Raw genomic sequence first — 23,890 nt, 5'->3', positions numbered from 1 at the left:
AGTTGTTAGTTGTTAGTTGTTAGTTGTTTGGAACAACCAACAACCAACAAGCAACTACCAACTACTAACCAATGACCAATCACAAGTATTAAGCTAATAACAGGAAACAAGCGAGGATAAAAACCATGATCTTGCCTGGAGCAACTGTTCGTGTCAAGAATCCAGCAGACATCTACTATCGATATGAAGGACTTGTGCAGAGAGTCAGTGATGGCAAGGTTGCCGTACTGTTTGAAGGTGGTAACTGGGATAAATTAATTACCTTTCGTCTCTCTGAATTAGAAGCTGTAGAAACAACAGCCGGACGTAAAAAAGCAAAATAGTCAAAAGTTCAGAGTCAATGGTCAATAGTCCACAACTTTTCGACCATTGACAATTGACCATTGACAATTGACCATTGATCACTATGCGCCTTCCCCTGCCACAATTTAATCGAGGCGATCGCCATCCTAACCATTTTGCAGAGGTGATCGCAACCAGTACATGCGAATTTTTAGCCCAGTGTTTGGAACCAGAAGACTTAAGTTTTCCCCCCATGCCTCCCTTTGGTAGCTGGGTTCGTTCTGTAGATGAAGAGTCGGGCAACCAGGTTTACGCTGTGGTATATTACGCCACAACTATGCCGATTGATTCTGTACATAGACCAGTGGCTTTGGGATTGTCGTTGCAGGAATTGCGGGAAGAACAGCCCCAAATCTTTGCCATGCTCAAAACAGAATTTCGTGCTGCGATCGTAGGTTTTGCAGTCGCATCAGATGAACGGAATTCTCATAGTAATTTGTATCAATATTTACCACCACGTCCACCACAAATTCATCAACCAGTTTATAAATGCGAACCAGAAGCAATCATTAAATTTACAGAACAACTAGATTTTTTGCGGACTCTGCTTACTATCAATGGTGCGCCAGTGGATTCTCTAACCGCAGCAGCTATCCGGGAAGTTTATTGGTTACGCAAAGCTGACCGACAATGGTTAATTCAAGCTGGACGTACTCTCAGCGTGCTGCTGAAAGATGACTATGATCGCCTACGGTTTATTTTGAGTCAAATCAACCCATAGGTAGTTTTCCAATCATTAGCTTAGTTGATGATAGTAAAATTTTTATATTTATCGTCTGAGTAAATAGATATCAATTATTACTCTATCGTTATAAGTATAGTAAAGAGTATGATTCTTTAGATCTGAATTCTTATCTTCAGGGGCTTGTAACCTTTTTGATAAATCTAAATCTTTAATAACTGATAACTGATTACTGTTCACTGTCTCACCATCACCCCTGCTAGTCCTAACTATGGAACTAATGTTACAAGTTCTTGCTGTTGAACCTACTGCCCAAGTTCTCGCTAAAGAACCCATTATTCCTTTTGCCATTCTGCTAGTAGTCATCTTGGTTGTCCCAATCATCTTTGAGCGACTACGACTACCTGGTTTAGTAGGTTTGGTGTTATCAGGAATAGTACTCGGTCGTCATGGCTGGAATTTATTTCCCACTGAAACACCAACCATGAGTTTGCTCTCAGACATTGGGTTAGTTTACTTAATGTTTGTAGCGGGTTTAGAAATCGACCTAGAAGAGTTTCGCCGCAAAAAGATTCCTGCTTTTGGCTTTGGCAGCTTAACCTTCAGTTTACCTCTGGTAGTAGGAGTGTTCCTCAGTCGGAGTTTTGGGTATGAATGGAATGCTGCTATATTAATTGGCTCGATTGTGGCATCCCACACACTTTTAGCATATCCTCTGATTAATCGCTTGGGAGTCACAAGCAACGCAGCAGTTAGGACAACGATAGGGGCTACAGTGATCACTAACTTGGGTGCATTACTGGTATTAGCTTTATGTTTAGCCGCAAACAGCGATAATTTGAACTTTTGGCAAGTTATTCCTTTTTTTAACTTGCTGATTGTCTACACTACCGTTGTTTTGATTGGCTGCAATTGGGTGGGTAAAGAATTCTTTCGTCGTGCCGGAGATGATGAAGGAAATCAGTTTTTGTTTGTCTTATTGTCTGTTTTTATTATTGCTTTCGTAGCTCAATTACTCGAGATAGAAAAAATTGTCGCAGCCTTTTTAGCTGGTTTGTCAGTAAATGAAGCTGTTGGCGAAGGGCCAGTCAAAGAAAAGGTTGTTTTTGTTGGCAGTATACTTTTTATTCCTATTTTCTTTGTTCACCTGGGCTTACGCATTGATCTGCCTACTTTTTTTAGTAGTTTGATCACACTTCAGTTCACAATTTTATTGGTGGTGGGTTTATTTGTTAGTAAATTTATTGCTGCTTTCGCGGCAAAACTACTTTACCATTACAACTGGCAGGAAACGTTAACTATGTGGTCGCTGTCATTACCTCAAGTGGGTGTGACATTAGCCGCAGCTTTAGTAGGGTATGAAAATGGCTTACTATCGCCAATATTACTAAATAGCGTCATTGTTTTGATGCTGGTGAGTTCAACTGTAGGCTCATTAATGACTAGTCGCTTTGCTGTTGGTTTAACTGCTTCAGCCCTCAAAGAACTACCATCCACTAATCTAACTCACATCGATGCTGGAAAAAGAGACAGCAGCCCTTCCACTATAGTTGTGCCAGTTTACAATCCTCAAACACAGCAATATTTGATTGAAATGGCGGCTTTATTGGCACGTCAGGCAAATGGCAGGATTATACCATTAGCTATTGCTACTGCTGCGGCCCATATGGATGCTCCGCAGTTAGAAAATTCTATAGAACGCAGCGAACGTTTATTGCTAAAAGCTACAGCCTTAAGTAGAGTCTTGGGTGTGGAATCAGAACCACTGCTGCGAATTGATGATGCTTTTGCTCAGGGAATTAGCAGGGCAGCACGTGAACAAAAAGCTGATTTAATTTTGATGGGTTGGGGTAAGCGAACTGGGTTGAGGGCGCGTTTGTTTGGGAATGTGATTGATAGTGTTTTATGGGCTTCCCATTGCCCAGTGGCTGTAACTCGTTTGCTGGAATCACCGAAAAAGATTCAGCGGATTTTGGTTCCAATAGAAAATTTCATGGCGCCAACATTGCAACCTATACAATTTGCACAAATTCTTGCAGAGGCAAATCAAGCACAAGTAACTGTTTTGAGTGTCTGTGAACGCCGTACTAGTTCTAGTAAAATTGCATCCAGGCGATCGCAGCTTTCTCAAGTGGTATCAAAATTAGCTTCAGCTAATCCACCAGAAATTCAAATTATTGCCCATGAAAATGTTGCCCAAGCAATTTTACAGGCGGCACGATTATATGATTTGGTCGTCCTACCTTTTGTACGTAATCGTACTAGTCCGGGTGGGTTAGCAATTAGCGATGTTACAACTCATTTAGCTAGACAACTGACCTGTTCTATTGTCATGCTGGGAGAACCACAACGTACCCAATCAGTAACTGTACTGGCAGGTGTTCCCAGCCCTATCCCTGTAACTTGAAAGATTTTAACTCTTTTCTACTTCAAAGGCAGGACTTATGCAGGAATTGACCAAAAGCTTACTTGATAGAACCGCCATAGACACGAAGTGGCTTCCCGAAGGGTAGACCCCAAGACGCCAAGGATTCTGTAGACTGTGCGTAAGTCCAAAAGGAAACTGGGGGAGAGGTCAAAGCAGAACTTGCCAAGATTACTGATAACTGATAACTGACCACTGATTAAAAGGGTGCAGGACAAGCCGCAGTTGGTTTAGAAGTGCGTTGAGGACTGGTGGTGTTAGGGTCATAAGCTGTTAACACTACCTCACCTTTGTTGTTAAATACCCAGCCTTGGGCGGGGATAATTTGTTTAGCAGTGGGTTTGGTTGTGGGTTGGTTGATAGTTGAATGGGAATTGCTGCTAGTGGTAGATGGCTTGACTAAATCAACGCGAACATTGTCACTATTGAAGCTGTCATTTGGGCTGGATGGTAAACCACCACGTCCGATGATGGTAAATGAGCTACCAGCACCTTTTTGACAAGGGTTTTGAGCGATTTGGTTGGTGGGGTCTGTCAGATTTTCTGGTAGTTCGACTAATCCCTGGCTGGGGTCTACATCTGGGGTGTTAATTTCCACAGTGCCACTCAACGTGGGATTTTGCTGTGAAATAGCAGTAATATCATTTGTCTGTAATTTACTGGGGTCTAAATCTTGAGGACGTAACCTTTCAAGCTCTTGCCGACTAAGAGGATTTATGCCAAACAGACCTTGAGTTCTAATCACGATTTTCCCACCGCTACCTCTGAAAGCATTGGCAGTGATGTCACTATTTTCCAAAGGGAAAGCAACGATGAATGGAGTATCAATCGTTATATTACCGCCATCTCCACCAGTGCCAGTAGTGCCTGCGGTGGTGGAAATTTGACTGTTATTACGCAATAACAAGAAGTCTTGCGATCGCAGTGCAATATTGCCGCCTTTACCGCTAGCTGTTATTGCTGAAAGTAATGCTCCACGATCAAGGGTAATTTTGTCTGCTTGAATTTGCAAGTCTCCTGCGTTTCCTCCTCCTCGACTGTCTACCGCAATGCGATTGCCGTCAGTGATAGCTAACTCAACGGGATTACTAATGATGATACTGCCACCGTTACCTGTGGAGTTAAGTTCTGTGATCGCAAATAACCCACTGACCGCTCCTTGATTTTTAACAACATCACTCAATACATCAGTGTTTCCAGGAGTTGATTTTAACCGTTGTTCAACTTGGGCGACTCGATTTGCGAAATTAGAACAGAAAGTATGTTGTTTTCTATTCGGGCATCTGATGAAGCATTAAAGAAGTTAGTATTGATATTGATATTACCTGCATCGCCAGAGGCATTTGCTACTAATTGCTGATATATTCCAGCACCCAATCCACTTCGCCCAACACCGGAGATATTAAACTCATTAGATTTGACTGTGATATCGCCTCGTTTCTTTGTTGCTGTACCTTCAATACCACCAACCAACCGTCCACCATTGGTTGCTGTAAATATATTCGTATTGACTGCTATATCTCCTCCCCCGTTTCCCCGCACAGCTACTCGTGCATCATTAGCCAAAGTTACATTCGACAGCAAAATATTAGAGGGGAAGTTAAGCCTAAATGTATTACTATTTGTCTCTAACCCAACTGTTCCCGCTTGTGCTAACCCTCCTAACTCGATTCTTCCTCCTGCTGCTGTTAGTCTCCCACCATCTAATAAATTAACGTCACCGCCCACAAGTGCCAGACTATTTCCTTTTTGCACCTGAAGCCCAACAGGATTACCACTGTTATCAACAGCTATAGATTGATTGGTAATATTCCCCGGATTATCCCGAAATCTCAATCCAATCGGAATATTCACACTTAACACTGGCGGTGTTTGCAAATTCGTAGCACTAAACTCCACCCCATCAGGAAACAACAAACTGTTAGCCGTCGTGGCAAAAAATGAACCACCGATGTTGAGGCTAGCATTCGGCCCAAAAACTATACCCGCCGGATTGAGTAAAAATAAATTCGCGCTACCTTGGGTTCTAATCAAACCATCAATATTAGATATCGACCCACCTGTCACCCGACTAATAATATTTTGCACATCGACAGGATTTTGGAATACCGCTGAACCACCAGTAGGGACAGAAAATTGGCTAAAACTGTGAAAAAGATTTCCTCCGGCTTGATCCCCATTCTCAATAGTAAAATTTGAGCCATCAGGGCTAGTGACGGTAGTGGATAATGTTCCATCACTTGACACTTGCGCTTTAACTGGGTTGATAGATGCAAGACAGCCCAAAGTAAGTAGGGGTAAGATGACCAAGAGCGATCGCATATTAATTACTCTATTATTTACAGTAAAATCCTGGACTCCTCTGTTGTTTATTAAACAGCTATGTGAATATCAAATTTACTACTCTTAATAATGAGTAAAAATATCAAAAACCACTCCCTGTTTTACTGCAATTTTAGGGAGTTAATGTAGGTATTGAGGTTTATTTTTACCCACCTTTAAGAGAAATAGTATTATTGATGAATGTGATTGCTAATACTTAAGTAAACTAAGTAAATTTATATCGAGATCACCTTCAATGTGTGATTTTACGCAGTGCTACCACTTGTTTATTCCGTTAATTTTTTATGGTGTTGATAAGTTTGTAGTTAGGACTTTAGTCCTAGCTACCAAAAGCGCTTAAGCGCTCACTACCAACCACTAACTACTGTACAGGCGGGTTTTGATATCAATCTGGTGATTAACGCCAATAAATTTTGTGGTTCTTACCCATACACCAGCTACTACAACGTAGGGAACGGTTCCCCTACTTTAAAAATCTTTATCTTCTTGAAGATTTCATGAAATATTATCAGCGGCTTCGGTATTCTTGAAAGATGTTTGATAACTTTGCATAAAGAATTGTTTAGCAATTGAATAAAATAAATACTCACGTACAAAAATTTTTGACCAAAAATATTTCTGTGAGTACTATAGCTTGTGCTGTATTTTTATTCCCATTATGGGTACTCTAAGCACAAGCGCGATCGCGACTAATAATATCGTAACTACCTGGAAGACTATGAGAATTTTGGTGACGGGCGGTGCTGGGTTTATTGGCTCACATTTAATTGACCGATTAATAGCTGGGGGACACGAAGTTATTTGTTTAGATAACTTTTATACAGGTCATAAACGCAATATCCTCAAGTGGATGAATCATCCCTATTTTGAATTGATCCGTCATGATATTACTGAACCAATTCGGTTAGAGGTAGATCAAATCTACCATTTAGCTTGTCCAGCCTCCCCAGTGCATTACCAGTACAACCCCGTCAAAACCGTAAAAACCAACGTTATGGGCACGTTGAACATGTTGGGGTTAGCAAAGCGTGTGAAAGCGCGCTTTTTGTTGGCTTCCACCAGTGAAGTTTACGGTGATCCAGAAGTTCATCCCCAAAATGAAGAATACAGGGGTAGTGTTAATCCCATCGGGCTACGTTCATGCTACGACGAAGGCAAGCGTATCGCTGAAACTCTAGCATTTGACTATTACAGACAAAACAAAGTTGATGTTAGGGTTGCTCGCATCTTTAACACCTACGGGCCTCGAATGTTAGAAAACGATGGTCGGGTAGTAAGTAATTTTGTCGTTCAAGCTTTGCGGGGTATTCCTTTAACCGTATACGGAGATGGTTCACAAACACGTAGTTTTTGTTACGTATCAGATCTAGTAGAAGGACTGATGCGGCTCATGAATAATGAGTATACAGGACCAGTTAATTTAGGAAATCCTGACGAATACACAATCCTAGAACTAGCTCAGGCTGTACAAAATCTTGTCAATCCCGATGCACAAATTAAATTTGAGCCACTACCTGCTGATGACCCACGCCGCCGTCGCCCTGATATTACTCGAGCGAAGACTTGGTTAAATTGGGAACCTACCGTTCCGCTGCAAGAGGGGTTAAAACTGACTGTAGAAGATTTCCGCGAACGTATAAAAAATGCTCAATAGTCATTGGTTGTTTGTTGATAGTTGATTGTTGGTTGGAACAACTAAACAAATAAAACAAACAATAAAGGGAAACTTCTTTTTGAACATTTAACCCCAAACAAAGTGAGGAATTAAGTAAAATGCGTGTTTGTGTAATTGGTACTGGTTATGTTGGTTTGGTTACAGGCGCTTGCTTGGCTCACATTGGTCATGATGTCATTTGCGTAGATAACAACGAAGAAAAAGTTAAGTTAATGAAGTCTGGGCAATCACCTATTTTTGAGCCTGGGCTTTCAGAAATCATGCAAAATTCTATCAATACTGGTAAAATCCAGTTCACAACTGATCTTAGTGCAGGAGTCAATCACGGAGAAATTTTGTTTATTGCTGTAGGGACACCACCCCTACCGACTGGTGAAAGTGATACTCGTTATGTGGAAGCTGTGGCTCGTGGTATTGGCTCTCACCTTGATGGTGGCTATAAAGTAATTGTCAATAAATCTACTGTACCGATTGGTTCTGGTGACTGGGTACGGATGATTGTACTAGATGGTATCGCTGAACGGCAAAAAACACTCGTACCCGCTGGTGGGGTGCGTGATGATGAACAATTACCAGAAATTACAGCCCAGTTTGATGTGGTGAGTAACCCAGAATTTTTGCGGGAAGGTTCAGCGGTTTATGATACCTTCAACCCAGATCGCATTGTTTTAGGTGGCAATAGCCCCAAAGCGATCGCGATGATGGAACAATTATATGCTCCTATTGTGGAGCGTAAATATGCTGAGGATCAATCTTTACCCCCAGTACCAGTGTTGGTAACAGATTTGAGTTCAGCAGAAATGATTAAATATGCAGCTAATGCTTTTTTAGCAACCAAGATAAGTTTTATTAACGAAGTTGCTAACATTTGCGATCGCGTCGGTGCTGATGTTACCCAGGTAGCAAAAGGTATAGGCTTAGACTCCCGAATTGGGAATAAATTCTTAAATGCTGGTATTGGCTGGGGTGGTTCCTGCTTCCCGAAAGATGTCGCAGCCCTCATTCACACCGCCGATGACTACGGCTATGAAGCCCAGCTACTCAAAGCCGCTGTTAGCGTCAACCAACGCCAGCGCTTGATTGCTGTTGAAAAACTCCAACAAGCCCTCAAAATTCTTAAAGGTAAAACTATCGGACTACTTGGTCTTACCTTTAAACCTGATACCGATGACATGCGCGACGCCCCTGCACTCAACTTAATTGAGCAGCTCAATAGACTAGGAGCAAAAGTCAAAGCATATGACCCCATTGTTTCCCAATCTGGTTTGCGTGATGGTCTTACTGGTGTGTTAGTAGAAACCGATCCACAAAGACTTGCTGATGGTTGTGATGCTTTAGTGATTGTAACCGAATGGCAGCAGTTCAAAACTCTTGACTACACTCAAATGGCAAAATTAATGAGCCATCCAGTTATGATCGACGGTCGTAACTTCCTCGATCCAGAAATGATGATGAGGGCTGGCTTCCAGTATATTGGTGTGGGTAGATAAATAATGTTTCCAAGACGCACACCAGAGAGTTTTTGGGAAAAATAAGTATTCTTTCAAACACTCCCATCTCTTTTAATGAGGTGGGAGTTTTGATTTTTGCGAAGCTAGGTACACCTCAAACAGCCTTCTTGACTATTACCTATTACCGAATGAATTTAATTTTGCCTAACTATTTAGTCTATCAAGAGAAGCAATTAAAACTAGTTAAAACAAGAGTGCCTAACTATACTAGTTATCTTTACCCTGCCATGGAAGAAGCTAAAAACTCCACACCTTTGAGATCACAGGTGTAGCACCAACAGCGATTTTTATTGCATCTCCTAAAATATACTCAGGAGAGTATCAGTCTTTGGCAATTACTATGTCTGTAGATTTAATTACAGCATAGGCTTCTCCTCCGACAGCCAGTTCTAATTCTTCACTTGAAACCTTAGTGATCACAGAAGTTAGCTGGACTTTATGAACAATCTCTAGTGTTACTTCACTATTGACTGGTCCATTCACAATTTTAGTGACAACCCCTTTGAGAACATTTCGGGAACTAACTTTTAATGGTTTCTTTTGAGTAGTAACTTCTGTTGAGTGAGTGCTAGCATCTTCTTCTTTAGGCATAGTTGGTAATGAGGCTAGAGAAACTGAAGATACTGGAGACTCTTTGTTCAAACTGCGTACAAATTCCCGTAGAACCTCTGTCTTTGTGCGTTGAGATTGCTGGCAAAACTCCTCCAGCATTTTTCGTTCCTCCTCAGAGGTTTGAAATGTAATCCATCCTTGTTCTTTTCTTGGCATAGCTTTACCAAATCAGTTGGTATATTGTTGGTAATTTTGGTAGTATCCTACCAACCGTTGATTTTATAAAAAATCTCTTAGCTGTTGTCCTATGAAAGGAAAAAGCTTTTTGATTTTAATTTCCGCAGCATTTATTAATTTACTACTGGCAATTTGCTTGTTATCATTTGCTCCCTTCACATTATTAGCATAATCAAACACCAAGTTAACTTGTCTGTCCTGGTCTCTCAATCTTGATAAGGTGAAAGAAGCTGAGCAAGAATACTGCCAGTCTTTATACTTATCGCCAGAACCAGTTCCGTTATAACTCGGGGCCCCATCTGCCCCAATTCCCGATCCCCGTTGCCCCTAATCCCCACTCCCTACGGTCGTGGGGGCCGGTGAGTTCCCCAATCCCTAATTCCCAATCCCCAATCCTATTACGTTGTTTAAAGTTATGTAGCCTTTTGATTACGACAGCTAAGCCACTGCGGTAAACTAAGCCTTGATATATGATTCTTTCGCGGAGAAGAACACGTCATTTAGGAGTTTTTTAATGTCTCATACCGTAAAAATCTACGATACCTGCATTGGCTGCACCCAGTGTGTCCGCGCTTGCCCAACAGACGTGTTGGAGATGGTTCCCTGGGATGGCTGTAGAGCTGGACAAATAGCTTCTTCCCCCCGTACAGAAGATTGTGTGGGTTGCAAGCGGTGTGAAACTGCTTGTCCCACTGACTTCTTGAGCATCCGGGTTTATCTAGGAGCTGAAACAACTCGCAGCATGGGTCTGGCTTACTAAAAGCCAGAAAAAGCCCACACCATACCTAATTGTGTCAGGTCGGTGTGGGAGCAGTCACTTTATTAATTAGCAAACTTTTTTAAAGGGTAGGGTAGACATTAAATCGCCTCTCTATTCAGATAGGTGAAAAGTGTCTACCCTATAAATTTATCTTTTTTTATAAATTTTAAAAAATATTAGCATTTATATAAATCGTCATGCTTGGTGGTAAGGCTGAAAATCAATCCCCTCCCTCTAGCCTTGAACAACTTCCCTCTCGTCACCAAGTTTTTTCTCTACCTCTGAATTTGAATCCTCCACCTCATCTTTCTTGCTTTGTGTTAGGATTGCTAACCTTCATTGCTGATTTACTCAACCATTTTCCTATTCATCTTCCGAGGTGGAGTTCTTTCCCTTCTACTATTTCACCACATTGATTTTGATAGGTTGGCCAGATCCCCGACTTTTTTAAAAAGTCGGGGATCTAACCCCTCGCAACTCCTCAAAACTTATGTGGTCGAGTACTACTCCTCCTAATTAATTGTAAAAAACCTACACCCCTCAAAGGGAAAGGGGTAAGGTTTTTATACATAGCTGGGAAATTTTTTTCAGAATAGGCGCAACCTCCCAGATTCTTCATCCTTTAACCTTTTCCCAATTTAATAGGGCGGATAACTAAAGTCATCGTCATCGGGATAAATATAGGAATTAGAAACACCCGCTGCTACCATCTTAGGTGATTCTGCCTTAATAGGTTCCTTGCCAAAATCTTTGTGTTCTTCGTAATTTCTGATAATTATCTCCGACTCTGGAGAATCAGAAGCTATTAAATATTGCGTTAAAGTCGAAACCGTCGGATGTTTGTAATCCACAGTAGAAGCAACCAAAACTGTATTGGGTTCAATACCTCTTTCTTCCGAATCAATAATTGGGCAAAAAACGCCGTGAGCGTGAAATAGCGGTCCTTTTGGCGTTAATGGTAGCTTGCGATAGGCAGCATAAGCCCTTTCTAGTTCCGCTAGAAATCCACCTGTAATTCTGCCTTGTTGATATTCACAATAAGCTTTACTAAAACTTGCTCCAGCTGCACCATTTAAAGTAAGTTGCAATGGTAATTCATGTAAAAATTTTTTATTTTCTCCAACTATAAAAATTAGATAACGTGTAAAAGTTTTAAATTTAAGTTTGTCTGCTAAAAAAGCATCATAATTCTCTCTAAGTGTACCCAATTTGACACCAGTTTCTCGGTCTTTGACAGACAAGGGGCCGCGCCGCACTACTACTAAGCGTGGGGTGGTAGTAATATACACCGTTTCTACTCCAGAGCTAAATTCATGCTCCATCTGCTGCCAATTGTCATCCGGCTGAAACCCCACAGCATGAGCATTATCTAACTTTATTGCTAAGCCATAGGGCTGGATGCCATCTTGGCCATACCGAGGATTAATCATCTGACACCAAGGGATGACTTGAGAAGGCGGTGCGTTAAACTTATCATCCTCAAAGTCGAATTTTGAAGAAGTTTTCATTGTCTTGAGCATTTGCGAGTGTCTTGCAGATCCAGTGTAAGAAATTCGTGGGATGTTATGAGATGAGGCGATGGAGCTTTCGTGATGGGGTGATAGGGTGATGTGTCCCTAATCCCCAACTCTCCATCTCCCGATGCCTCAGTTACTCTTTTTGAATGCAACTTAGTATAACTGGGATAGAAAATAGGCGATCGCACCCAAGGAAGGAAAGTTAAACAATAATACCTTGTGTATTGACGTCACGCACACTTACTAAAGCAGATTTTAACAACAGTTCTGGAGAGGAAGGGAAGGAGAGTCTCATATTTTGCAACTGTCCAAAACTAAAGTTTTGGGCTAGGTGCTGCTGCAATACTGTTGGTGTTAGTCGATTCAGACAGGGTGTGAGGGTGTAAGGGGACAAGGGTGTAGGAGGAATGACACTGTTGTTAGCAGGTCACGAAACAACTGCCATTGCCATGACGTGGATATGGTTTTTGCTTTCACAGCATCCCCAAGTAGAGGCGAAATTGCAACAAGAGTTAAAAACGGTTTTGGGCGATCGCTCACCAACTTTTGCCGATTTGCGTCAGCTACCATACACACAGAGAGTTGTGCTGGAAGGAATGCGACTATATCCACCTGTGTACGGAATGAGCCGAGTTGCCTTTTTCCCGTCATTAACACTCCGACCAAAATATGGAATGAAAATGCAACTACACCGCCAAAGAAATTTGGCTGAGTGTGAAAATAGCAAGGGCTAATACCGTTTCCTATAAGTCCGATAGATTTGGCGACTAGGGAGACAAGGAGGACAAGGAAGACAAGGGGGACACGGGAGAAAATCAGCCCAATTACCTATTACTCATTACCGGCAAGGACGGATAATACAAGTGTTCAAGCGGACATGATACAAACGGACATAATATTACCTATTTTCCACCCACTCTAAACACAACTGCCGGAAATGCTCACCTCGCACTTCAAAGTTGGGATACTGGTCAAAACTGGCACATGCGGGCGACAGCAATACCACAGCTGCTTGATATTGCTTAGCTAATTCTGCTGATCTGGCAACAGCCTTGTCCATCGTTTCCACAATTTCGTAATTGGTGTAGCCTACTTCTTGCAAGCGTTGAGCAAAAGCATTGGCAGCAGCACCAATCAGTAAAACTGCGGCAGCTTTGGCTTTAATTTTTGCTAACCAGGCGGTATCATCACCAGCTTTGGCTTCGCCGCCAGCAATTAAGATGACTGGACTTTGCACCGATGCTAACCCAACCTCAGCTGCGTCATAATTAGTAGCTTTGCTGTCGTTGATAAAATCAATACCTTCCCAGGTACAAATGTGTTCTAAGCGATGGGGAACACCGGGAAACTCACTAATAGCACGAGCGATCGCATCTTTATCAATTCCTGCCAACCGTGCCGCCGCCACTGCCATCAGGAGATTTTGCTGATTGTGTTCTCCCACCATCCGCAATGCAGATACTTCGACAATCGGTTCATCTTGTCCAGAACCATCATGGTGCGTCTGGAAAACCCAGCCATCTTGAATGTAAAAGCCTTTTTCACCAATCAGGAAATCTTTACCTTGCACACTTGTCCAATAGGCATCAGGCCAATCACTCAAACCCACTTTCCGCAAGTATGCATCATCTCCATTAAAGATTTGCATCTCACTCTGACGCAACAAACAAGCTTTGATGTTGTAATAATTCTCTAATGTTTTATGGCGACTGAGGTGATCGGGTGTAAAAGTTGTCCATACACCAATACGTGGTTTTAAGGTAGTAGAAGATTCGATTTGGTAACTACTAATCTCTGCAATTACCCAGTCTAGGGAATTTTGGATTGGCGTTTCTTCTCTCCCTTCTGATTGCGAGAGGGCAACTTCACAGGCAGCGTAGCCAATATTACCGCAAGCCGGAGCATTTAACCCTGCTGTTTGAAAAATGCTAGCAATTAAAGAGGTTGTGGTGGTTTTACCGTTCGTGCCAGTAATCGCCACCCAAGGTATAGATCGTAAGTATCGCCATGCCAGTTCCATCTCTCCGATGGTTTCTATGCCCAAATCTCGTGCTTGGACTAGTACGGGAATGTCCCAAGGAACGCCAGGACTAACAACTATTAGCTGGGGTAAATCTGAACCAGTCAAGTCCAGGGTATAACCCAGTTCAACAGTGATTTGTTCGGCTGCGAGTTCTTGTTGTTGTGTACGGAGGTTAGAAGAGGTGTTGCGATCGCTTAGCACCACCTCCCAACCTTGCCGCTTCAACAATCTCGCCGCTGCAACACCGGACTTTCCTAATCCAATTACATGGGCTTTGGGCATAGACTGTAGCAGAAATCCCTGGTTAAGCACACCTTATCCTAACGTTTCTTGGCACAATTTACACCATATTTTTATAGACTTTAGCTACAAATTTTTTACGACTGCGCCAAAATCTGCTAGTACTCGTGCGTGATTACGCAGCAAACCCAGCAAATTTAACCGATTACGCTTAATATTGGGATCTGGGTCTATAACCAAAACACTTTCTGGCCCATCAAAAAAATTACTCACGGTGGGAGCAATCTTTTCTAGTGCTGCTACCAACTGTTGATAATTGCGGGACTTTTGTGCAGCTTGAGTTTGCGGGACTAATTCGACTAAGGCATGATAGAATGCCGTCTCGCAGGACTTTTGGAATAGTTCTGGCTGCACTATAGACGTAGGATCAAGCTGTTTGGTATCTAAATCTCCTTGTGCTGCCAAACGGGTAGAACGGTTGACGGTTTCGTAAATTTTATCTAAAGTCCCATCTGTGCGGATTTTTTGCAGGAACAAGGCGCGATCGCGCACATCCAATAAATCTTGTAATGCCCTTTGGGTATATTCTGAGTCATTTTCACCCAAGACAGCATTCACCAAGTCATAATCTATTTGTTTTTCTTCCTGCAATAAAGTGCGAATGCGTTGTAAGAAAAATTCTTGCAAATTCCCAACTAATTCTTCTTTATTCTTGTTATGGTTGGCAACAAAATCTGTGGCGACTTGCTCCAACAACTGCTGTAAATTAATTCCTAAATCTGCTGCCCATGTGATGTTGACAACTGCATTTGCTGCCCGTCGCAAGGCGAAGGGATCAGAAGAGCCTGTGGGAATCATCCCCAAACCAAAGATACCGACTAAAGTATCTAATCTGTCTGCCAAACCTACAACTTGACCTGTTATTGTTTGTGGCAAAATATCATCTGCACCACGAGGCAAATAATGCTCAAAAATTGCTGTTGCTACAGCTTCTCCTTCTCCACTTGCTAAGGCATATTTTTGTCCCATGATTCCCTGTAACTCTGGGAATTCATAGACCATTTGACTGACTAAATCAGCTTTGCATAATAAAGCGGCACGGTGGATATAATGACTTTGTTCTGGGCTTAATTGTAATTGTTCAGCAATCTGTGCAGCAATTTTCGAGATGCGTCCGACTTTATCTAACAGTGAACCCAAATCTTCTTGAAAAGTAACTTTTGCTAGCTGGGGTAAAAAACTATCTAAAGGATTTTTTAAATCAGCATCATAGAAAAATTTACCATCAGCTAAACGAGCGCGAATCACTCTGGCATTACCAACGGCAACGATATCTGATTTTGCTGGATCGCCATTAGAAATGGTGATAAAATACGGCAGCAATTCTTGCTGTTTGCTATCTTTAAATACAGGAAAATAACGCTGGTGATGCACCATTACAGTAGTAATAACTTCTGTAGGCAAATCCAAAAATTCGCTTTCAAATTCACCAATTACCGCAGAAGGCCATTCGACTAGGTTTGTGACTTCCTCTAATAAATCTGGGTAAATTTCTACAGAACCATTTAACTTGTTGGCATTTTGGACTTCTTCAACAATAATATTTGTCCGTTCCTCAACATTCACAACAACCGAAGCTAAACGCAACACACTCACATAATCAGTAGCTTGGGGAATTGTAACTGGTTGGGGATGTAAAACCCGATGACCTTGAGAGGTGCGATCGCTTTTAATCGTCTCGGAACCATTCACCAATTCTATCGGCAAAACAGCATCATCTAACAAACTTACCAGCCAACGGATGGGACGAGAAAACCGCAAATCTCCATCACCCCAGCGCATCAACCGCTTACCTTTTAAGGCGAAAATCCACTGGGGAACAAGTTCTGTTAAAATCTCTGCTATCTGACGACCAGCAATCAACTTGCGTACAAAAACAAAATCCCCTTTGTCAGTGTTGCGAATTTCCAAAGCATCGAGTTCCACACCTTGCTTTTTGGCAAAACCTTGTGCTGCTGGGGTGGGTTTGCCATCTTTGAAAGCAGTTTGTGCGGGTGGGCCTTTTATTTCTTCTTCTCTGTCGGCTTGCTGGGATGGTAAACCTTTGATTAGAACTGCTAAACGTCGGGGAGTACCATAAATTTCTACAGATTCACTCTTTAAGTTATGTTCTTGGAGACTTTGAGGAATCAGCGATTTCCACTGTGCAACAGCGCTACTCAAAAAGCTTGCGGGTAATTCTTCTGTACCAACTTCTAATAAAAATGCTAAGTTCTCTTTTCTATCAGTATTTTTAGGCTTTATAAGCATAATGCTACACAGTTGCTACACAAATAGCTTGGTTAATTAAGTGTTTTGTTGTTGAATTGCCGTCTAAAATAATACATAAATGCTATACATTTTTCTGTATAGGTTAGACTTTTATGAATTTTATCATCTGACCACACTTGGGATTATTGCCAGTACTTTAACGGCTAACAACTAACATACTAGACTCTCACAGTCAATTCCCCACAACCAGGAGATGTCATTTAACTTAGACGCGCTCATAGGCTTCAAGGTAGAGTGGTAGTTCACCAAATTGATTTTGATAGGTTGGCCAGATCCCCGACTTTTTTAAAAAGTCGGGGATCTGACCCCTCGCAAAGAGTCAAAACTTATGTGGTCGAGTACTAGTTTACTTGTAATAGACTAATTGAATAAGCCTTTCAATCCACTTGGAGTAGTCTTTCGTCCCCCGCCCCAAATTCGTTTGAGATGGGAGGTTAGGTTCATGAAATATATCCGACTCGTGTCAAATCACTACCCCTCTGGGTTGAAAAATGCTACAATTATACGCTGAAAGCGGGCAGCGGGAATCGAACCCGCATCAATAGCTTGGAAGGCTATGGTTTTACCACTAAACTATGCCCGCGAAAAGAGACTTCTATTAAAGTTCACTCACAAACAGTACAAAAATACTATTCAATAAGCTTCTTCACAAGCCATTGGCTTATGTATGAACTCAGATAAGTATAGCAAGAAAACAACCGGAGCTACAACCCCTATCGGAAAATCTTTTAAAGGGTCTATTTCAATCACACTAATTTTATTGTTCGTGATCGCTTATACAATCGCTTTTCTGGCTGTTCGCAACTTGCGAGAAATGGGGTCACAAAAATATGACCAGCATGGCTTCTAGCAAAAGTTTGAAATTTTCCTATTTTTAATTCGTTAATTCCAAAGCACAGGAAAATAATGATTCAGGCAAACAAGCGCCACTCAAATTCACATCACACAGATCAATACCATCTATATTGGTGCAACTTATATCCGCATAACGCAAATCTGTTCTCGATAAAACAGCTTTAGACATATTCGCGTTATACAAGTCTACTTTACTCAAATTTGCACCAGTTAAATTTGTCTTACTTAGATTTGCACCAGCCAAATTAGCACCAGTTAAGTCAGCATAGCGCAGATCCGCACCTTCTAGATTTGCATTACCCAAATCAGCATAGCGTAAATCAGCTAGTCGCAGGTCTGCTCTAGTTAATATAGCGTTGTGCAAATCGGCTTTTGTAAGGATTGCTCGAATTAGACAAGCTTTGCTCAAATCAGCCCAAATTAATAAGGAATCCCTTAAATCAGTCCTCCAGAGAGTTGTTTCTACCAATTTTGCTTCATTGAAATTCGCTCCGCGCAAACAAGCTCCTGATAGATTAGCCCCACTCAGATTACTCTGACCAAAGTTAATTCCAACTAAACAAATATCATTCAAGTTAACCAGTTGCAAGCTCATCCTTAAGAAATGTCTGTTGCCCGCAGCATAGCGTTTGAGAATGTCATTAGCATCCATGATTGCAACACTTATGCATAATTGCATGAGATTTTGTAAATTTATGTAAATAAATATAACAAAAATTAGAAAATAATCAATACTCGACCGCGAATAGGGTGAAGGTGTAAAGGATATTCAGTCATAAAAACTGAGGGTATCTTCTCAAACTGGAGAAATCTTGTATGAGCAAGTTGGGTCTAAGAATGAAGAATCTTCGCCCTTGTAGGGCGGAGAGTGTCAATTCCCTTGCTTTTGGTAGATGTTTTATATAACGATAAAAAGCTATCCCTATTGCAAAAAAACAAAAATAACTAGTTGTAGAACGTACAGCAAAACCCATAAAAAAGGGAATTGGGAATCTACTATATACCTTTGCCCTATGCCCCTTGTGCTTTCTGCCTTTTTGTACTAGCTATGTTTTAGCGCCATCTCCAGTAGTATTTTTTAAACCAAAATGACAGGCTCTCCTAATCCAGATAACCAACCTCAGTCTAATGCCAATAGACACTTCTGGTTCCTGCTGTTAAGTCGTACTGGTATGACTCTGGGTGTGATTTTGCTAGTTGGAATTGCAGGGGGTGCTTGGTGGGCTTGGACTTTTATCAACAATAAGCTAGCACCATTAGTACAAACAAATCTTCAGCAATTACTCGGACGACCTGTGCAAGTAGGCAAAGTTGAGGATTTTTCTTGGAATAGCCTGCGATTTGGCCCATCATCCGTGCCCGCAACCCCCACAGATCCAGATAATCTTAAGACTAAGGCTGTCCAAGTACAATTTGATCCTTGGCAACTAATTACAAATCGAACTTTAAAGCTTAATGTAACCTTAGTCCAACCAGATATTTATATTGAACAGGATCAACAAGGTCGCTGGATAACAACAGCAATTAAGCCTAGTGCAGAAGAACAGACAGGTTTTATTCAAACTGAATTGGAGGGGATTGAGGTTAAAAGTGGAGATTTAACTCTACAACCAACTTCCCAAGCAAAAAAACCCAAAGCTGCTGTGGGATTTAATCAAGTCAATGGTGCAGCTCGTTTTCTGGAACGAAATCAACTGATTACCTTTAAATTCAATAGTCAACCTGCTAACGGTGGTGATTTACAAATTGTTGGCAATACACGCCCCAGCATAGGACAAACTAACCTGAAGATAAATGCCTCCCAATTGCTAGCATCTGATCTTTCTCGGTTAGTGGAAACGCCAGTAGATATACTCGCTGGCCGTGTGGGAGGTGACTTAACAGTTCAATTACAACAGAATCAGCCAGAAATTGCTATTTTTGGAACCGTGGGATTAAATCAAATCACTGCACAAGTTGCTAACATTCCCACAAAAATTTCTAACACCACAGGTCAACTCAACTTCCAAAATCAACAAATTGCCCTGGAAAATGTGACTACGCTCTACGGTAGCGTACCAGTGCAAGCACAAGGAACGATCAATACTCAAACTGGTTATAATCTCACGGCACAGGTAAAGCCAGTTCAACTCAAGAATGTTTTAAACTCTTTGAATGTGAAGTCACCTGTACCTGTTGACGGAACAGTGCAAGCTAATATTAAAGTACAGGGAGCGCTACAAAAACCTATCGCGACAGGAATTGTTAGTACTGTCCAAGCTGCTCAAATCGATCGCCTCATTTTTAATCAAATTAGCAGTAGTTTGCGGCTGACTCCCAATGAACTAGTTTTTGCTAACATCCAAGCTACTCCTAACGTCGGCGGCAAAATTACTGGTAGTGGTCGAGTCGCTTTAGGTACTCAAAACCGAGTCGCTTTTAACTTGCAGGGGCAGAATTTACCAGGAGATGCGATCGCTAAAACCTACGAAGCATCACCGCAAATTCAAATTGGCAATATAGCGGCAAACACGCAAGTTTCAGGTACTTTAGGTAACTTGCAAACAGTAGTAGAAGTGGAAGCACCTGCTGCAACCTACCCTGCACGACTGGAAGTAGCTATTGATAACTCTGGAGTTGTGCGATTAGAGGATGCTGTTGCCAAAGTCGCGGGGGGTACAATTACAGCAACAGGAAAACTCGTAGATAATCGCTGGCAAGGTGTGGTTAATGCGAATGGCATTGAGTTGAGTAGTTTTCCCCAAGTGCCACCGCAGTATCAACAAGGAATTGTTAATGGTCGGTTTAATTTAGCTGGCACTACTGATTCCTTCCAACTTGCAGATATTCAAGCTACTGGTCAGGCTAGACTCAATTTAGCAGAAAGTACCGTAAACCTCAGGGATATTCAGCTGAATAACGGTCGTTGGCAGGCAGTAGCGAATGCTTCCCGAATTCCACTGAGTCGGATTGCCGAAAATATACAAGGACAAGTCACTAATGCTAACTTACGTTTATCGGGAACGACCGATTCCTTCCAACTTGTAGATATTCAGGCCGCAGGCCAGGCAAGTGTTAATGTAGCATCAGGCACATTAAACCTAAATAATATTCGCCTCAATAACGGTCGCTGGCAAGCAGTTGCTAATGCTTCCCAAATTCAACTTAATACTTTCTCCGAAAATTTACGTGGTCAACTCAATGGCCGCGTTGACTTAACGGGAACTGTAGCATCGTTTCAACCATCCACCATTCAAGCAGCTGGACAAGTACGCCTTTCTCAAGGTTTAGCCCAACTGCAACAATCACTAACAGCCCAATTTCAATGGAACGGTGAGCAGTTACGAATTGTACAGGCAACTACACCAGGTTTGAGGGCTGCGGGTACGGTGGCGATTTCCTTTGCAGACACAACCACGCCACAAGTGCAAAACTTCAATTTAGATGTATTGGCACAGAATTACAACTTGCAAAACCTGCCCTTTCAGTTGCCTGGTAATTTAGCGATCGCAGGTACACTTGATTTCAATGGCACAATCACAGGCACTCCCAGCACTCCCGTCGCTTCTGGTAATATCCAATTAGAGAACTTTAAGGTTAATGATTTAGCATTTGATCCTGTGTTAACTGGTCAGGTTAGTTACCAACCAGAACAAGGAAGCCAACTGCAACTGCGAGGTCAACAAGACCAAATTGCCTTAAACCTTAGCCCTGACAATCGCCCGATATCATTTTTAATTAGACGTGATGGTACTGTCGCCACTGGTAGAACTCAAGGAGACAATCTCCTAGTCAACCTGCGAGACTTTCCCTTATCTGTAGCGCAAAGTTTAATTCCTGGTGGTACGAGAAATATCGGGCCAGTTGCAGGAGATTTATCTGGAAATTTTGTCGCTAATTTAAGCGAATCCTCCGTTATAGGTGATGTGGCTATTACTCAACCCAAGATCGGCAGATTCACCGCCGATGAATTTCGGGGACGCATTGGTTTTGCTGATGGTATCGCCAGTCTCTCAGAAGGCGAATTGCGACAAGGTCAAGGTCGTTACCAACTCAGTGGTAAATTCCCCACTACAGGTAATCAACCCTTAAATTTTCAACTTAGCTTCGACCAAGCCAGAGTAGAGAACATATTATCTGCCCTCAATATCTATAACTTTTCAGACATTGCCACTGGCTTTGAACCTCCAGACTTCGCTGGTGCAGAAGCACTTGCGACTGTACCTGTCGGTCAACCGAATGCATCTTTAGCAACCCAATTGCAGTTGTATAATGAAATTTCAAACTTGGTAACACAACAGCAGCAGCAACAGCAACAAGCACGAGTACCAACCCTCGCAGAATTAAGTGGGCCAATTAGCGGACAAATTGAAGTTACAGGCACTTTACAAACAGGGTTGAATACCAGCTTTAACCTCACAGGTGCTAACTGGGTGTGGGGTGATTACAAAATTAACGAAGTTGTTGCCAATGGCAGTTTTGCAGATGGTGTTGTGAGGTTAGTACCCCTACGGGTGAATTTAGATGGATCACTCCTAGCTTTTAATGGACAGTTGAGTCAGGAACAACTATCTGGACAGGTGCGAGTCCAAGCATTGCCTGTGGAACTAGTCGAGGCTTTTTTGCCAAACCTACCTGTAGAAGTTACGGGTAATTTGAATGCCTTTGTGACTCTGGCGGGTAGTTTAAATAATCCTACTGCGATTGGGGAAATCGCGTTGGTAGATGGCAGTATTAATAACCAATCGATCCAAACAGCAGAAGTAAGTTTGAACTATAACAATGCTCGCTTAAATTTTGGTAGCACCATTTCAGTAACGGGAACAGGTACAGAACCAGTAGAAATTACAGGTAACATTCCATTTGAGTTACCTTTTGCTACAGTCAAACCAGACAGCAACCAAATCAGCCTGAATGCCTATGTAGAAAATGAAGGCTTGGCGGTGTTAAACGCATTGACTAACCAAGTCAGTTGGGTTGGAGGTGAGGGAAGCGTCAATCTGCAAGTTGATGGTACATTCAGCCAGCCCAATACTACTGGTATTGCCACAATTAGAAATGCCACATTGAAATCTCCCAACCTCTCCCAACCACTGACAGATGTTACAGGAACAATTCGCTTTGCAGGCGATCGCTTCAACGTAGAAGGTCTACAAGGAAGATATAGTCAGGGACAATTAATAGCGTCGGGTATCCTACCAATTTTTGCCACTCAGAACGCGCTACAGCAAGCAGCGACAAACCCTCTCACTGTCGTGTTAGACAACCTCATGTTGAATTTACCACAATTATATGCAGGAGAAGTAAGTGGGAATGTGGTGATTAGAGGCACAGCGCAATCTCCCCGACTGGGTGGAAATGTGCAACTCCAAGACGGTGAGATATCTTTAAATCAAAATGGTGAAGCTTCTGCAAGCACAGGCACAACACCTGCAAATAATTCTGTAACAAATAGCCAGATATTTCTACAAACACCTGCGACTACAACTACAAACACTCCTCCAAAGCAGACACAAAGCACAGCCAATTCTTCACCTTCTCCCAGCCCATCGTCTATTAATTTACCTATAGAATTTGCAGATTTCCGGGTAATTCTAGATGATGATGTGCGTGTCACCCAAGAACCACTGTTCAGCTTTGTCACAGAGGGAGATATAACCCTCAACGGTACTTTAGCAAATCCTCGACCGCAAGGAGTGATAAATCTCAAACAAGGTCAAGTCAATTTATTTGTGACTCGATTTACCCTAGCGCGTGGGTACGAACAAACCGCCACATTCACTCCCAGGCTGGGACTTGACCCGATTTTAGATGTGCGACTAGTCACATTGGTTCCACAATATAACAGGAGTCGTTTACCGACCACACCTACATCGACCGAGATTAACGATTCTTCTGCCAATGCCTTGGGTACTTTCAACACCGTTCGCATTCAAGCTAGTGTGCAAGGGCCTGCCAGTAGATTATCTGAGAATTTGCAATTAACCAGTGAACCTAGTCGTACAGAAGCAGAAATTGTTGCTTTATTAGGAGGTTCTTTTATCAACGTCTTTGGTCAGCCTGATGCAACCAGCATTGGCATTGCTACTCTAACTAACTCTCAGATATTTTCTGACTTTCAAGGCAGAATTAGTCAACTGGCTGAGGCAATTGGTTTAAGAGAATTCCAAATCTTTCCGACTATTGAACCTACAGGTAGTGGGGAAAGTTCAGTACTTAGTTTAGCAGCGGAGGCAGCAATTGGTATTTCTAACGATATTTCTTTTTCAGTATCACGGGTTTTTTATGGCAACGAATCCTTCCGTTACAACTTGCTTTATGAACTCAGCGATCAACTAGTCATCAGAGGTTCTACTAATTTAACTGATGAAAGTCGAGCAGAAATTCAGTACGAAACAAGATTTTAGCTCATTGAGAA

Annotated in this window: 13 protein-coding genes, 1 tRNA gene and 1 pseudogene; 8 read left to right on the top strand and 7 right to left on the bottom strand. The window is 42.0% G+C overall.

The features are described from left to right. Positions 1-125 precede the first annotated feature (125 nt). The 3 genes from UYI_RS0119235 to UYI_RS0119225 all read left to right on the top strand — a co-directional run bounded on the left by UYI_RS0119235 (position 126) and on the right by UYI_RS0119225 (position 3,431). Positions 126-323 carry an NAD(P)H dehydrogenase subunit NdhS gene (locus tag UYI_RS0119235; protein ID WP_016868306.1) on the top strand — a complete coding sequence of 66 codons (198 nt, stop codon included), beginning with the start codon at positions 126-128 and terminating at the stop codon, positions 321-323. A gap of 83 nt (positions 324-406) precedes the next feature. Next, positions 407-1,063 (top strand): HAS-barrel domain-containing protein, encoded by a 657-nt coding sequence (locus UYI_RS0119230; RefSeq protein WP_016868305.1) that lies wholly within the window; start codon positions 407-409, stop codon positions 1,061-1,063. A 232-nt stretch (positions 1,064-1,295) separates the two neighbouring features. After that, on the top strand, positions 1,296-3,431 hold the full coding sequence (locus UYI_RS0119225; RefSeq protein ID WP_016868304.1) for a cation:proton antiporter domain-containing protein: 2,136 nt from the start codon (positions 1,296-1,298) through the stop codon (positions 3,429-3,431). Between the two features lie 217 nt (positions 3,432-3,648). Here the strand turns inward: UYI_RS0119225 and UYI_RS40385 are convergent. Continuing rightward, positions 3,649-5,771 (bottom strand): annotated as a pseudogene (locus UYI_RS40385) (filamentous hemagglutinin N-terminal domain-containing protein). A 739-nt stretch (positions 5,772-6,510) separates the two neighbouring features. On the opposite strand from UYI_RS40385, the gene UYI_RS0119215 reads away from it, so the two are divergent. Then, positions 6,511-7,446: a UDP-glucuronic acid decarboxylase family protein gene (locus UYI_RS0119215; RefSeq protein WP_016868300.1), complete on the top strand. Its 936-nt coding sequence runs from the start codon at positions 6,511-6,513 to the stop codon at positions 7,444-7,446. 119 nt (positions 7,447-7,565) lie between these two features. Then, the gene (locus UYI_RS0119210; protein ID WP_016868299.1) at positions 7,566-8,957 is read left to right on the top strand and encodes a UDP-glucose dehydrogenase family protein; all 1,392 of its coding nucleotides are present in this window, start codon (positions 7,566-7,568) and stop codon (positions 8,955-8,957) included. 342 nt (positions 8,958-9,299) lie between these two features. Here UYI_RS0119210 and UYI_RS0119200 read toward each other — a convergent pair whose 3' ends face one another. Continuing rightward, entirely contained in the window at positions 9,300-9,746 is a 447-nt protein-coding gene (locus tag UYI_RS0119200; protein WP_016868295.1) for a TOBE domain-containing protein, read from the bottom strand. A gap of 535 nt (positions 9,747-10,281) precedes the next feature. On the opposite strand from UYI_RS0119200, the gene psaC reads away from it, so the two are divergent. Next, positions 10,282-10,527, top strand: coding sequence for a photosystem I iron-sulfur center protein PsaC (psaC, locus tag UYI_RS0119190; protein WP_009458117.1), 246 nt, complete (start codon positions 10,282-10,284; stop codon positions 10,525-10,527). Positions 10,528-11,165: 638 nt separating this feature from the next. Here psaC and UYI_RS0119185 read toward each other — a convergent pair. Further along, entirely contained in the window at positions 11,166-12,035 is an 870-nt protein-coding gene (locus UYI_RS0119185; protein ID WP_016868292.1) for a DUF5895 domain-containing protein, read from the bottom strand. Between the two features lie 416 nt (positions 12,036-12,451). On the opposite strand from UYI_RS0119185, the gene UYI_RS0119180 reads away from it, so the two are divergent. Further along, positions 12,452-12,778, top strand: a complete 327-nt coding sequence (locus tag UYI_RS0119180) for a cytochrome P450 (protein ID WP_016868291.1) — start codon at positions 12,452-12,454, stop codon at positions 12,776-12,778. 164 nt (positions 12,779-12,942) lie between these two features. Here UYI_RS0119180 and murD read toward each other — a convergent pair whose 3' ends face one another. The 4 genes from murD to UYI_RS0119160 all read right to left on the bottom strand — a co-directional run bounded on the left by murD (position 12,943) and on the right by UYI_RS0119160 (position 18,145). Continuing rightward, complete coding sequence (murD, locus tag UYI_RS0119175) at positions 12,943-14,349, bottom strand: UDP-N-acetylmuramoyl-L-alanine--D-glutamate ligase (RefSeq protein WP_016868290.1); 1,407 nt, start codon at positions 14,347-14,349, stop codon at positions 12,943-12,945. Between the two features lie 84 nt (positions 14,350-14,433). After that, on the bottom strand, positions 14,434-16,617 hold the full coding sequence (gene glyS, locus UYI_RS0119170) for a glycine--tRNA ligase subunit beta (RefSeq protein ID WP_016868289.1): 2,184 nt from the start codon (positions 16,615-16,617) through the stop codon (positions 14,434-14,436). A gap of 533 nt (positions 16,618-17,150) precedes the next feature. Beyond that, positions 17,151-17,221: transfer RNA gene (locus UYI_RS0119165), tRNA-Gly, on the bottom strand. 291 nt (positions 17,222-17,512) lie between these two features. Next, positions 17,513-18,145, bottom strand: a complete 633-nt coding sequence (locus UYI_RS0119160; protein ID WP_016868288.1) for a pentapeptide repeat-containing protein — start codon at positions 18,143-18,145, stop codon at positions 17,513-17,515. A gap of 436 nt (positions 18,146-18,581) precedes the next feature. Here UYI_RS0119160 and UYI_RS40380 point away from each other — a divergent pair, with 436 nt between their 5' ends. Next, positions 18,582-23,879, top strand: coding sequence for a translocation/assembly module TamB domain-containing protein (locus UYI_RS40380; RefSeq protein WP_016868287.1), 5,298 nt, complete (start codon positions 18,582-18,584; stop codon positions 23,877-23,879). Positions 23,880-23,890: the final 11 nt, after the last annotated feature.

Origin of the sequence: Fischerella muscicola PCC 7414, assembly GCF_000317205.1 — a bacterium.
GTDB classification, from domain to species: domain Bacteria; phylum Cyanobacteriota; class Cyanobacteriia; order Cyanobacteriales; family Nostocaceae; genus Fischerella; species Fischerella muscicola.
This window is presented reverse-complemented; position numbering and strand designations above follow the sequence as displayed.

Coding starts and splice junctions, on each gene's coding strand:
- glyS (WP_016868289.1), bottom strand. CDS start 16,617: ATGCTTATAAAGCCTAAAAATACTGATAGAAAAGAGAACTTAGCATTT.
- UYI_RS0119230 (WP_016868305.1), top strand. CDS start 407: ATGCGCCTTCCCCTGCCACAATTTAATCGAGGCGATCGCCATCCTAAC.
- murD (WP_016868290.1), bottom strand. CDS start 14,349: ATGCCCAAAGCCCATGTAATTGGATTAGGAAAGTCCGGTGTTGCAGCG.
- UYI_RS0119180 (WP_016868291.1), top strand. CDS start 12,452: ATGACACTGTTGTTAGCAGGTCACGAAACAACTGCCATTGCCATGACG.
- UYI_RS0119160 (WP_016868288.1), bottom strand. CDS start 18,145: ATGGATGCTAATGACATTCTCAAACGCTATGCTGCGGGCAACAGACAT.
- UYI_RS40380 (WP_016868287.1), top strand. CDS start 18,582: ATGACAGGCTCTCCTAATCCAGATAACCAACCTCAGTCTAATGCCAAT.
- psaC (WP_009458117.1), top strand. CDS start 10,282: ATGTCTCATACCGTAAAAATCTACGATACCTGCATTGGCTGCACCCAG.
- UYI_RS0119185 (WP_016868292.1), bottom strand. CDS start 12,035: ATGAAAACTTCTTCAAAATTCGACTTTGAGGATGATAAGTTTAACGCA.
- UYI_RS0119215 (WP_016868300.1), top strand. CDS start 6,511: ATGAGAATTTTGGTGACGGGCGGTGCTGGGTTTATTGGCTCACATTTA.
- UYI_RS0119200 (WP_016868295.1), bottom strand. CDS start 9,746: ATGCCAAGAAAAGAACAAGGATGGATTACATTTCAAACCTCTGAGGAG.
- UYI_RS0119235 (WP_016868306.1), top strand. CDS start 126: ATGATCTTGCCTGGAGCAACTGTTCGTGTCAAGAATCCAGCAGACATC.
- UYI_RS0119210 (WP_016868299.1), top strand. CDS start 7,566: ATGCGTGTTTGTGTAATTGGTACTGGTTATGTTGGTTTGGTTACAGGC.
- UYI_RS0119225 (WP_016868304.1), top strand. CDS start 1,296: ATGGAACTAATGTTACAAGTTCTTGCTGTTGAACCTACTGCCCAAGTT.